Below are 10496 nucleotides of genomic sequence, written 5' to 3' on the forward strand. Positions count from 1 at the left end.
GCGCGCATCGAGAAGCGTGCGGTGGAGACCGAACGGGTCCGTGTCAGCACGCGAACCGACACCGTCGACCAGGTCCTGCGCGAGACTCTGCGCAGCGACATGGTCGGCGTGACCCGGGTGCCCGTCAACCGGACCCTCGCCGAGGGCGAGGTACCCCCGGTGGTCAGGACGGAGGCCGGGGTGACCATCATCCCGGTGCTGGAAGAGATCCTCGTCGTCGAGAAGCGCCTCATCCTGAAGGAGGAGGTGCACATCCGTCGGACCACGGCGGACGAGGACGTCGAGATGCCGGTGATGCTGCGCAGGCAGCACGCCATGATCGAACGCGTGTCCCCCGAGGGGCACGTCACGGAACAGGCCGCCATGCACCCGTCACAGGAGCCGACATCATGACCCAGACCATCACCGCCATGTACGACACTCATCCCGAGGCGGTCGCCGCCCAGGGCAAGCTCGTGGGCCTCGGCATTCCCGCCGGTGCCATCAAGCTCATCTCCGGCACCCAGGCCGGCGCGGCCGGAACCGCGACCAAGGCCGACGAAGGCATGTGGGGCTCGATCAAGGACTTCTTCATGCCGGAGGAGGACCGTCACGCCTACGGCGAGGGCCTGCACCGCGGCGGCACGATGCTGAGCGCCGAGGTTGACGACGCGCACGTCCACGCCGCCTCCGATATCCTGGAGGAGCACGGTTCGGTCGATCTCGACGAGCGCGAGGCCGCCTGGCGCAAGGAAGGCTGGGACGGTCGTGCGACCGGTTCCACCACAGGGACCGCGCCGGTTGCCACCGCAGCGCTCGGTGAGGGTGCGATGTCGTCCGACCACGCCGCCACGACCCGCGACACCGGCCTGCACGCCGCCGCACCGTCCGAGGCCGTCGCCGCCCACGGTACCGCCACAGGCACCGATTACATCCCCGTGGTCGAGGAGCGCCTCAACGTCGGCAAGCGCATGGTCGATGCCGGCCGGGTCCGGGTTCGGTCCTACGCCGTCGAGAAGGATGTCAGCGAGAACGTCACCCTCCACGACGAGAAGGTGAACGTCGACCGTCGCGTCGTCGACCGCGCCGTCACCCCGGGCGACATGGCGCTGTTCGAGGACAAGGTCATCGAGGCGACGGAGATGCGCGAGCAGGCGGTGGTGTCGAAGAACGCCCGCGTCGTTGGTGAGGTCGGCATCCGCAAGGATGCGGCCCAGCGGGTGGAGACCGTGACCGACAAGGTCCGCCACACCGAGGTCGAGGTCGAGGACGGTCGGGGGGCGGTAAGCCGTACCGGCACCACCGGCACCTCCACGGAAACCACCCCGCGCAAGCCGCTCTGAGCACAAGTCCGGGACCGATTCGAGCCGGTCCCGGCTCCGTACGATTCCATGTCCACCTATCGCGAAAGCCCCGTCGCCGTGACCAAGCTCCGCCACCTCGTCGTATTCGCGGTCCTCGCATCATCATGCGTCCCGCTCGGCGCGCAGGCTCTTGAGAAGACTGGTTCAAGGGCATCGCTGAAGCCGTTCTGTTCGGCCGACTACTCCCGTTTCTGCAACGGCCTCGACCTGAACGGACCCGAGGTCGTCGCCTGCTTCCGCAAGAACGCCCGGGAGGTCTCGCCTGGCTGCCGGGCTGCCATTGCCGACTACGTCGTGACGGCCTCCGAATAGTCCGCCCCCTCGCGGTAGCGGTCGCTCGCCTGCCCGGTCCGCATCCCATCCCAACCCGAAGGAAACCCCATGAAGATCCTCAACACCCTGTCCGTAGCGGCGGCGATAACGCTCCTTGGCGCCGGCATCGCCTCGGCCAAGCCATGTGCGGTCGGGACGACCACGAACAGCACCGGCCAGGTGGGCTCGGCCGACGCTTCCTCGAAGGTCGACGGTGACACGACCGCGAAGGTCTCGCCCGGTGCCAAGGCAGAATCCCCCGGGACGGTCGGCGCGATGAACAACGTCGGCTCGAACGCGACGCCCGCCACCAACGAGGCCAAGCCGCCCGAGGGCAAGGTCGTGAAGCCCGGCGACGACGATTGCTGATCGGCCCAAAGGTTTCATCGAAACGGAACGGGGACACCCGATGAGTGACGGCTTTCCCTCGATGACCGCGCTGCTCGGCCTGTTGGCCGTGGCGGGCTTCCAGAACCGGGACAAGATCCAAGAGATGCTCGGCGGATCTGGCCACGGTGGTCCTGCAACCGTAGGTACGCCCGCTGGACAGGGCGGGATCGCGGGACAGGATGGTCTCGGCGGCCTGCTCGGTAATCTCGGAGGCGCCCTTGGGGGTGCTGGTGCCGGTGGCCTGCTCAGCGGCGGCCTTGGCCAACTCGTTGACCGCTTTCGCGAGAACGGCCACGGCGAGGCGGCCGACTCCTGGGTCAACCACGGGCCGAACGCCGAGATGAAGCCCGATCATTTGAGATCGGCCATCGGTCCTGACGTCCTCGATACGCTGTCGAGGCAGACCGGCCTCTCGCACGACGACCTTCTGTCCAGGCTCTCGCGCGAACTGCCGTCCGCGGTGGACCGCTACACCCCCGACGGCAGGCTTCCGTCCGCGGTCGCTGGTATGCCCGCCTGAGAAGCCACCCGGTCGATCCCGCTGGTATCGAAGCCGCAGAACCGACCGGCCACACGTTTGCACCGGGGCACGTAAATCCCCGTCACGGGAGGGACAGATGTCCGGAAGCGTGCACGCCAAGGCCGCCGAACACCACGAGGCGGCGGCCAAGTCACACCAGAAGGCCGCTCGCCACCTCGACGACGGCAACGAGAAGAAGGCCGCCAAGCACGCTTCGAAGGCCGACGACCGAGCGAAGAAGGCCAACCAAAGCTCGATCAAGGCGCGACCCAGGAAGGCCGTGTCGAAGAATTAGTCAGCGCCTCGCATCGGCTAAAAGCGTGTTTTGCTTCGGGCCGGCTCAACTTTGGACCAAACGGAGATTGACCAGTGGACGAGAACCGCATCACCGGCGCCGAGAAGGAACTCGGCGGCAAGGTTCAGGGCGCTGTCGGCGACGTCACGGGCAACCGGGAGACCCAGGCCAAAGGTACGGCTAACGAGGTCAAGGGTGCCGCCGAGAACCTCGTCGGACAGGCCAAGGACGCCGTGCGCGACGTTGCCGGACAGGCGAGCGACCTCGCCGACAAGGCGATCAACCGGAGCCGCGACGCCTTCCCCGAGGCCGAGCGTGCCTACCGGCAGGGTGGCGATGCCGTCGCACAGTATGCGAAGGAGTCCCCGCTGGTGCTGGCGGCCATGGCCGGAGCCATCGGATACTTGCTCGCGATGGTCGTTCACGGCCGTCGCTGAACGGTCGTCGCCCACGGCTACGCTTCCGACGAGGGCGGTCCTCGGACGGGGACGAGACTTGGCGGACCCTCCGATGTCACCCATGCGCACGCTGATCCATGACGGGTCGAACGACGACCGCTGGTACCTATGCCGCGGCGGCGACCCTGCCGACGTGTACGTCTTCCATGAACCGAACGGGCCATCCGGCGGGAGGCCGTCATGCATCGAGATCGCGGATTTCCTCGCCGCGGCGAACGGATCCCCCGAGCACCGCGCTCTCCTCGTCATGATCGGCTCCCTGGTCGGGGCGGGTCATGGCGGTCTCGCATCGAGTGTTTCCACCCCCGAGCCGGGGGCCGCCAGTGCCGAACCGACGCCTGGCGAGGCTGCCTCGTCGATCTGATCCGTTCCCTCCAATGCCCGCGAGAACGCCATGGCCATCGACTACCGTTCCGAACTTCGCAGGCCCCTTCCGTTCAGCCTCGCCGTCGTGGCAGTGGTGCTCCTGGTCTGGCTCGTCGTTGCCTCCATTGCGGGCGCACGGCAGAGGACCGCCCGGGACCATCGCATCCAGGACCTGGAGACGCGGCAGGTCTCCCTGCAATCGGACCTCGATCAGCAGCGGGCGGCGGCGGGTACCCTCGACGGGCTCCAGGCGAGGATCGCATCGGCCCAGCAGCAGGAGCGGGATATCACTCAGGCCGGCGAACAGGCCAAGACGAAGGCGGCGAGCCTGGCGACGGAACAGCAGGAGGCCGAGCGCAAGGCCGGCGAGGCCAAGGCCACCGCCGAGGCCGAGACGACCAAGCTCACCGGGCTGCAGGCCCAGGTCACCCAGGCTGAGCAGAAGCTCGCTCCTATGAAGGAGGCCACCACGGCAGCCGAGCAGGCGGCGACCGCCAGGACCAAGGAACTGTCCGACGTCGGGCGCCGGCTGGAAGAGACGCGCCAGCAGGAGGCAAAGCTGCGGTCCGATATCGCCGCCATGTCCCAGGAGGCGACCGCTAAGACTGCCGACCTCGCCAAGGCCGAGGAGAGCCAGCAGAAGGCGCGCGAGGGCTCGGCTGCCGCTCAGAAGGAGCTGGCCGATGCCCGCACCGCGACTGAGCAGGCGACGAGGCAGAAGGCCGAACTGGAGCGGGCCGTCGACGGTCTGACCGGCAATCGTGAAAAGCTGGCGAGCGACGTCTCGCAGGCTGGCCAGCAGGTGCAGCAAGCCAAGGATGGGTTGGCTTCGACGCAGAAGCAACTCGCCAAGGCGCAGTCCGAGCGGGACAGTGTGATCTTGGAACGGAGCCAGGCTGAGCAGGCTGTCCAGAAGCTGGCTTCCGACCGCGACGGCGCGGCCTCGGCGGTAGAGGCGCTGCAGAAGCGGCAGGCCGACGCCCAGGCGCAGTTGGCGACCCTGACCGAGACGCTGGCCTCCCGCAACAAGGAGATGGCTGCCCTTGAGGACCGGCTGGGAACGACCCGTCATGAGCTTGCCGCGGCCCAGGCTAAGCTCGCCGAGGCACGTCAGCAGCTATCGGACCATCCTCCTGCCATGACGGTGCATCCCGGCCCATCCCAGCCGCAAGCGCCTGCCATCGCTCCCAAGTCCGAATGAATCCCGCGGGACGGGGGTCGAAGGGGGCTGAACCAGGATGAGCCCAGCCTCAGATGAGGCTGGGCTCGTTTTTTCGCCGGGCAGGGAACGGACAGGGGGCTGCAGATCGGCGGGATAGGGAGGAAGCGCTCTGACCGGCGGATTTCCGGACAGGGCATCACAGACGCCCAGGGTGGGTGCTTGCTGCGATTTGAACCGCGGTGGTCAATGCAGCTTCGGATTGCATTGTGAATTCCACCCTCGCGTCCGTATTCACGGTTCGCCACTGGAACGGTCCCGCGCGCCGGCCCTTTGCCCAAGACGATGGAAGTCGATCCCGAATGTTCTTTCGAGGTCCTTCCGGACCCATCGACAATAAACCGGAGGCGACATGTCCAGGACGATCTCAGCCGATTTCAAATCCCGCCGGGATGCGGAGATGGCCGTCGAGCACATCGTGCAGGATCACGGCCTTGATCGGAACGCGGTGCAGGTCGGCCCTGCATCGGACGAGAACACGGCTGGGACCGAGGCGGCGCGAGCGGATGTCGAGGACGGGCACCTGAAGGCCGGGAATGAGGGCGAACCCGCGCTGGCCGGCAAGGTCAGGGTTTCCGTCGCGGTCGACGACGCCATCGCCGAGAAGGTGCTGTCGTCCTTCGCGACCTTCCACGGTGACGTCGGCGGCTGAACCGGCACCCGACGGTCACCCACGGGGGTTCGTCGGCACGGCCGACGCCGGCCCACGGGGGACGGCTCCCACCCATCCGCCCTGACAGAAAGAACCGATGACCGATCCCCTCCATGACCTCGCAGCGGCCGGCGTCGCCATTTGGTTGGATGACCTCAGCCGGCCCATGATCGAGTCCGGCGCCCTTGCGGAAGCGGTCGAGCGCGATGGAGTCATCGGCATCACCACCAACCCGACCATTTTCGCCAAGGCCATCGGGGCCGGCGAGGGCTACGACGGCCACGTGCGCGACCTGGCGCTGCGTGGGACCGCCATCGGCGAGACGGTTCGGCTGCTGACCGCCTGGGACGTCCGGACCGCCTGCGACGTCCTCCGTCCGGTCTACGACCGTACCGGCGGCCGCGACGGCCGGGTATCCATCGAGGTCGATCCGCGCATCTCGGGCGATACCGAGCGCACTGTGGCCGAGGCGCGCGGCCTGTGGTGGCTGGTCGACAGACCGAACCTCTATATCAAGATCCCCGCGACAGATGCCGGCCTGCCCGCCATCTCGACCTGCCTGGCGGAGGGCATCTCGGTCAACGTGACCCTGATTTTCTCGGTGGCCCGCTACGAGGCGGTGCTCGACGGGTTCCTAACTGGACTCGAACGTCGGGCGGCCGCCGGCGAAAGCCTCGTTGGGGTGGAGAGCGTCGCCTCGTTCTTCCTCAGCCGCGTCGACATCGAGGTGGACCGCCGGCTGGCGGAGGGGGCAGGCAATGCCGTCGAACGCGACCGCGTCCGTGGCCAGGCGGCCATCGCTAACGCCCGCCTCGCATACGGGGTGTGGGAGGACAGCGTCGCCTCCGCGCGCTGGCACGCCCTGAAGGGAGCACGGCCCCAACGCCTTCTGTGGGCATCCACCGGGGTGAAGGACAAGGCCCTCGACGACACCCGTTACGTCGTCGAGCTCGCCGGGCCCGAGACGGTCAACACCATGGCGCAGCCGACGCTTCGCGCCGTAGCGGACCATGGCCGTATCCGGCCGGACACGATCCATGCGCCCGCCGGCGCGGCCCAGGCCATCCTCAACGAACTGGAACGGCTCGGCATCGACATGGCGGACGTCGCCACCACGCTGGAGGCCAAGGCCGTCGCCTCGTTCGAGGCGAGCTGGAACGAGCTCATCGCCTCGGTCACCGGACAACTCGAACGGGCCGGTGCCGGCGTCATGCCGGCCGGAGCGGTCTGCCCTGCATCCGGCCAGGACGCCCCGAAGGGTGCCCCGGCCGCGGCGGCCCCGGTGCGATCAGGGAACGGCGCTCGGACATGAACTTTTCCACGCCGATTGTCCGTTTTTCGACCCGACCGAAACCAGGGGCGAGGCATACGATATGAGCGACACGGTCCCGAACGTCTCCGATGGCCCACACCTGCGCACCATCGCCATGCCACGCGACACCAACGCGGCCGGCGCCATCTTCGGCGGCTGGACGGTGTCCCAGATGGACCTGGCGGGCGGAACCTTCGCCGCCCAGCGCACCAGGGGACGCGTCGCGACCGTCAGCATCGACGCGATGCGCTTCCTACGGCCGATTGCGGTCGGCGACGAGGTGAGTTGCTACTGCGCCCTGCAGCAGGTCGGCGAGACGTCGTTGGGCGTGAAGGTCGAGGTCTGGGTGCGTGATAGGACAGGCGGCGATCCCGAGAAGGTCACCGAAGGGGTCTTTACCTACGTCGCCCTTGGCGACGATGGAAAGCCGCGGAAGTAGGAGGGGGACCGGCGGAACTGGACATGGCGACATCCGCGGTCCGCGGGCATTCCATCAGACTTGTCCGACCGGCCCGGTCGGCACGGACCCGTCGCCATCGTCGCGGATGGTTCGATTCATTGAACCGAGGTTTCCGAAATCACTTGAGTCCACATGGAAACCTATGTCGTCGTCGTCGCCGGGTTCGGTGTCCTGGTGCTTCTGACGGCTTGGTTGCCGATGGTGCTTCGGGCTCTGCCCCTGTCGCTTCCCATCTGTTGCGTCGGGATCGGCGCAGCCCTGTCGGTCATCCCCGCCATCGGTGAGCTCACGCCCCATCCTGGCTCCCATGCCAAGCTCATCGAGCATGCCACCGAGGCCGTGGTCGTGATCTCGCTGATGGGGGCCGGCCTCAAGATCGACCGCCTCTTCGGTTGGCGGAGCTGGTCGGTGACGTGGCGCCTCCTCGGCATCGGCATGCCCCTGACCATTCTCGCGCTGACCGCGCTGGGGTCGGCCCTTCTCGGGCTCGGTCTTGCCTCGGCCCTTCTCCTAGGATCGTCCCTGGCCCCGACGGACCCGGTTCTGGCATCCGACGTCCAGGTCGGCCACCCCGACGAGGACCACGAGGACGAGCCGCGGTTCGCCCTGACCTCCGAGGCGGGTCTCAATGATGGCCTCGCCTTCCCGTTCGTGAACCTCGCCATCGCTCTGGCTGGTACCGGCGGCCTGGCCGGTTTTTCGTGGTCTCACTGGCTTGCCGTCGACGTGCTCTGGAAGATCGCCATCGGCGCCGTCCTCGGGGCGGCGATAGGGCGGGCGCTGGGATGGCTGATGTTCCACCTGCCCAACCTGTCGAAGCTCTCCCGCACCGGCGACGGCTTCGTAGCACTCGGCGTGACCTGCATCGCCTACGGATGCGTCCAGATCGTCGACGGCTACGGCTTCGTTGGCGTGTTCGCGTCGGCCGTCGCGCTGCGCTCTTCCGGCCGCGGGCATGACTACCATCGCAAGATGCATGACTACGCCGAGGAGCTCGAACGTCTCCTGATGATGGTTCTACTCGTCGGGTTCGGGGCGGTGCTCATCGGCGGGGGACTGCTATACGACCTGACTTGGCCCGCCGTCGCCTTCGCGCTGGTCGCCCTCCTGATCGTCCGGCCCCTTAGCTGCTGGATTGGCCTGATCGGTAGCGGTCGGTCCTCGGAGGACCGTGCCGTCGTCAGCTTCTTCGGCATCCGCGGGCTGGGGACGGTCTACTACTTGGCGTTCGCGACGGGTCACGCGTCCTTCGAGGGAACAGATCTTCTGTGGTCGACGGCCAGCCTCACCGTCCTGATCTCCATCCTCCTACACGGCGTCACGGTTACGCCGGTGCTGCGCGCCCTCGACCGCAGGATGGGACGGGACACGGAAAGCGCCCAGCTGGACCTGACCCTTCCCCGTTTCACGGCCTGACCGCGCGTGGCTAAAGGCCGTTTCCTCGTGCCCCCCTCATCAATAGTCGATCAACGGAATACTGCCGAATGCCGATGGACCGGGTGAACCAGTCGACAGCGAACCGAGCTCGCCGACGGGTCGTCCGGCTCGGCGCCATGCCGAGACGCAATCTAGTCCCGCGTCTGATATTGCAGTGCAACAACACGCCTTCTCCGCCGTTGTACCGACGCTACCCTCGCAGTGCCGCGTGAGGGACGGCATCGAGTTAATCGCTCGTCGAGCGCAACTGCGATGCTGCCACCCACCGAAAGCACCCCGATGCGCTTAGCACCCCTCCTGGCAACTCTCAGCCTCACAATCTCGCCGCTTCCGGCCCTGGCGTCCTCCTGCGCCGAGCAGATCGGCACCATCGAGCGCCGCCTCGACAGTGCAGGTGCGGTGCAGGTCGCTGGCCTGCAGGCCGGGCACTCGTTGCGGACGGGCTCGCCGCGCGGGGTGACCGCCGCCCGCAAAGACACGCCCAGCGACCCCGCTACGGTCTCGACGGCCGACCATGTCGTCGGCGCGCGGACCCTGATCCTGCGGGCGGGCGAGGAGGACCGGCGTGGAGACCAGCGCGCCTGCGAGAACACGATGACCGAGGCCAAGGGCATGATCGGCGCCCTGCCATAGGCACGCGTTCAGACGCATGGACCTGCCGACACCAGCATAGGGAAGCCCGGACATGATCGGACCTGCCGAGATCGATGACATGCGGCTGGATCTTCTAGCCATGAACGAGCGGGCACGGCTTTACGATGCCGCCCTGATCCCCCTGAACCGGCACTGGGCCGAGCGCGGCGCCGCCTCGGTCGGCAGCGTCAGCCAGATTTGCGAGCGCGTCTTCGCACGGGCGGAAGACCGCCCGCTCTCGGACTGGAAGGCGGTCGCCACCGAGGCCGTTGCGGATGCCGGGTTCGGCATCGTCTGGAACGGCGACGCGGTGGCCTCGCTTGAAGCCCACAGGTGATCCGCCAGGCTTCCGTGGCGGTCTCGATCCCAACGCACCACCGTCAAGCCGGCGCCGTGCACTCTTAACCGGAGGGGCAAATTCAGCCAGGTCCGACATCGGGATCTCGGCGATGGCGGACCTCCAACCTGAGGGCCTCTAGGCGTAACGGCCGCCGGGGGTCGGCAGGAAGCCTCGGGAGCATCCGTATGGCCGCAGGCACCGGAAGATCCGAGGCTGACCTCCGACGCTTTCGGACACCATCGCGCGAGGAGCGCGTTGAACACGCTCTTACGTTGGAAGTCGGTGCGACAGGGCAGCCCTAAGACCGACGCCTCCGACCCGCGTCTCAGGATGCAGACCCCGTCCACGCAATACGTGCAGCCGCCGTTCAACGACCAACGCAGGCAGGCGTAGGGCCTCGCCTGCAGTTGGCCTTTCTATAAGCTCCGCGCGATAGGAGTCTCGCACGTGCGATCCAGCGCCCGGAGAGCGGTTTTAGTCGCTCAGACGAGTCTTCCCTCGACCCTGGCATAGGTCCCGGAGGACACCTGCTCGGCAAGCTGTGCCTTGAAGTCCGCGATGCCGAGGACCTGCACCAGGTTTCCGCTGTCGTCGAGGAACTCGTAGAGCGCGTCCTCTATGTTGCGGTTGCTAAAAAACACGATGGCGTCCTCATCGCCGCCGCCCTCCATGTGAGGCTCGCCGTTGGCAGCACCGGAGACGTAGCTTCCGGTCGGACGGACCTCCTTCATCTCCCCGTTCTCGCGGTAGAACCGAAGC

At 67.4% G+C, this 10496-nt stretch carries 15 protein-coding genes and 1 pseudogene; 15 read left to right on the forward strand and 1 reads right to left on the reverse strand.

The window, feature by feature from the left end; genetic code table 11:
- From MKK75_RS00060 to MKK75_RS00130, 15 genes are all read left to right on the forward strand, one after another.
- On the forward strand, positions 1-393 hold a 393-nt coding region (locus tag MKK75_RS00060; RefSeq protein ID WP_244040609.1), incomplete at its 5' end, for a DUF2382 domain-containing protein.
- A complete protein-coding gene (locus tag MKK75_RS00065; RefSeq protein WP_244040610.1) occupies positions 390-1322 on the forward strand; it encodes a YsnF/AvaK domain-containing protein in 933 nt (310 codons plus the stop codon). The genes MKK75_RS00060 and MKK75_RS00065, both read left to right, overlap by 4 nt.
- A gap of 48 nt (positions 1323-1370) precedes the next feature.
- Positions 1371-1655, forward strand: coding sequence for a hypothetical protein (locus tag MKK75_RS00070; RefSeq protein ID WP_244040611.1), 285 nt, complete (start codon positions 1371-1373; stop codon positions 1653-1655).
- Between the two features lie 69 nt (positions 1656-1724).
- The gene (locus MKK75_RS00075) at positions 1725-2024 is read left to right on the forward strand and encodes a hypothetical protein (RefSeq protein WP_243928201.1); all 300 of its coding nucleotides are present in this window, start codon (positions 1725-1727) and stop codon (positions 2022-2024) included.
- 40 nt (positions 2025-2064) lie between these two features.
- Positions 2065-2565 carry a YidB family protein gene (locus tag MKK75_RS00080; RefSeq protein ID WP_244040612.1) on the forward strand — a complete coding sequence of 167 codons (501 nt, stop codon included), beginning with the start codon at positions 2065-2067 and terminating at the stop codon, positions 2563-2565.
- A gap of 97 nt (positions 2566-2662) precedes the next feature.
- Positions 2663-2860, forward strand: a complete 198-nt coding sequence (locus MKK75_RS00085; protein ID WP_244040613.1) for a hypothetical protein — start codon at positions 2663-2665, stop codon at positions 2858-2860.
- 74 nt (positions 2861-2934) lie between these two features.
- Positions 2935-3297: a CsbD family protein gene (locus tag MKK75_RS00090; RefSeq protein ID WP_244040614.1), complete on the forward strand. Its 363-nt coding sequence runs from the start codon at positions 2935-2937 to the stop codon at positions 3295-3297.
- Positions 3298-3379: 82 nt separating this feature from the next.
- Complete coding sequence (locus MKK75_RS00095) at positions 3380-3682, forward strand: hypothetical protein (RefSeq protein ID WP_244040615.1); 303 nt, start codon at positions 3380-3382, stop codon at positions 3680-3682.
- A gap of 30 nt (positions 3683-3712) precedes the next feature.
- Complete coding sequence (locus MKK75_RS00100; protein WP_244040616.1) at positions 3713-4885, forward strand: chromosome partitioning protein ParA; 1173 nt, start codon at positions 3713-3715, stop codon at positions 4883-4885.
- Between the two features lie 370 nt (positions 4886-5255).
- Positions 5256-5555, forward strand: coding sequence for a hypothetical protein (locus tag MKK75_RS00105; protein WP_243953213.1), 300 nt, complete (start codon positions 5256-5258; stop codon positions 5553-5555).
- A gap of 97 nt (positions 5556-5652) precedes the next feature.
- Complete coding sequence (gene tal / locus MKK75_RS00110) at positions 5653-6867, forward strand: transaldolase (protein ID WP_243953212.1); 1215 nt, start codon at positions 5653-5655, stop codon at positions 6865-6867.
- Positions 6868-6928: 61 nt separating this feature from the next.
- The gene (locus MKK75_RS00115) at positions 6929-7306 is read left to right on the forward strand and encodes an acyl-CoA thioesterase (protein WP_244040617.1); all 378 of its coding nucleotides are present in this window, start codon (positions 6929-6931) and stop codon (positions 7304-7306) included.
- A 153-nt stretch (positions 7307-7459) separates the two neighbouring features.
- Positions 7460-8743, forward strand: coding sequence for a cation:proton antiporter (locus MKK75_RS00120; protein ID WP_244040618.1), 1284 nt, complete (start codon positions 7460-7462; stop codon positions 8741-8743).
- A gap of 300 nt (positions 8744-9043) precedes the next feature.
- A complete protein-coding gene (locus MKK75_RS00125) occupies positions 9044-9397 on the forward strand; it encodes a hypothetical protein (protein ID WP_244040619.1) in 354 nt (117 codons plus the stop codon).
- Positions 9398-9449: 52 nt separating this feature from the next.
- A complete protein-coding gene (locus MKK75_RS00130) occupies positions 9450-9734 on the forward strand; it encodes a hypothetical protein (RefSeq protein ID WP_192710956.1) in 285 nt (94 codons plus the stop codon).
- Between the two features lie 485 nt (positions 9735-10219).
- On the opposite strand, the pseudogene MKK75_RS00135 reads toward MKK75_RS00130, so the two are convergent.
- Positions 10220-10496 (reverse strand): annotated as a pseudogene (locus tag MKK75_RS00135) (regulator); the annotation flags it as partial.

Source organism: Methylobacterium sp. J-030 (assembly GCF_022829545.1).
Lineage (GTDB): Bacteria > Pseudomonadota > Alphaproteobacteria > Rhizobiales > Beijerinckiaceae > Methylobacterium.

Excerpts from the sequence above, each read along its gene's own strand:
- MKK75_RS00080 (WP_244040612.1), top strand. The coding sequence starts at position 2,065 with ATGAGTGACGGCTTTCCCTCGATGACCGCGCTGCTCGGCCTGTTGGCC.
- MKK75_RS00120 (WP_244040618.1), top strand. The coding sequence starts at position 7,460 with ATGGAAACCTATGTCGTCGTCGTCGCCGGGTTCGGTGTCCTGGTGCTT.
- MKK75_RS00115 (WP_244040617.1), top strand. The coding sequence starts at position 6,929 with ATGAGCGACACGGTCCCGAACGTCTCCGATGGCCCACACCTGCGCACC.
- MKK75_RS00105 (WP_243953213.1), top strand. The coding sequence starts at position 5,256 with ATGTCCAGGACGATCTCAGCCGATTTCAAATCCCGCCGGGATGCGGAG.
- MKK75_RS00130 (WP_192710956.1), top strand. The coding sequence starts at position 9,450 with ATGATCGGACCTGCCGAGATCGATGACATGCGGCTGGATCTTCTAGCC.
- MKK75_RS00075 (WP_243928201.1), top strand. The coding sequence starts at position 1,725 with ATGAAGATCCTCAACACCCTGTCCGTAGCGGCGGCGATAACGCTCCTT.
- MKK75_RS00070 (WP_244040611.1), top strand. The coding sequence starts at position 1,371 with ATGTCCACCTATCGCGAAAGCCCCGTCGCCGTGACCAAGCTCCGCCAC.
- MKK75_RS00100 (WP_244040616.1), top strand. The coding sequence starts at position 3,713 with ATGGCCATCGACTACCGTTCCGAACTTCGCAGGCCCCTTCCGTTCAGC.
- MKK75_RS00095 (WP_244040615.1), top strand. The coding sequence starts at position 3,380 with ATGCGCACGCTGATCCATGACGGGTCGAACGACGACCGCTGGTACCTA.
- MKK75_RS00125 (WP_244040619.1), top strand. The coding sequence starts at position 9,044 with ATGCGCTTAGCACCCCTCCTGGCAACTCTCAGCCTCACAATCTCGCCG.
- MKK75_RS00085 (WP_244040613.1), top strand. The coding sequence starts at position 2,663 with ATGTCCGGAAGCGTGCACGCCAAGGCCGCCGAACACCACGAGGCGGCG.
- MKK75_RS00065 (WP_244040610.1), top strand. The coding sequence starts at position 390 with ATGACCCAGACCATCACCGCCATGTACGACACTCATCCCGAGGCGGTC.
- tal (WP_243953212.1), top strand. The coding sequence starts at position 5,653 with ATGACCGATCCCCTCCATGACCTCGCAGCGGCCGGCGTCGCCATTTGG.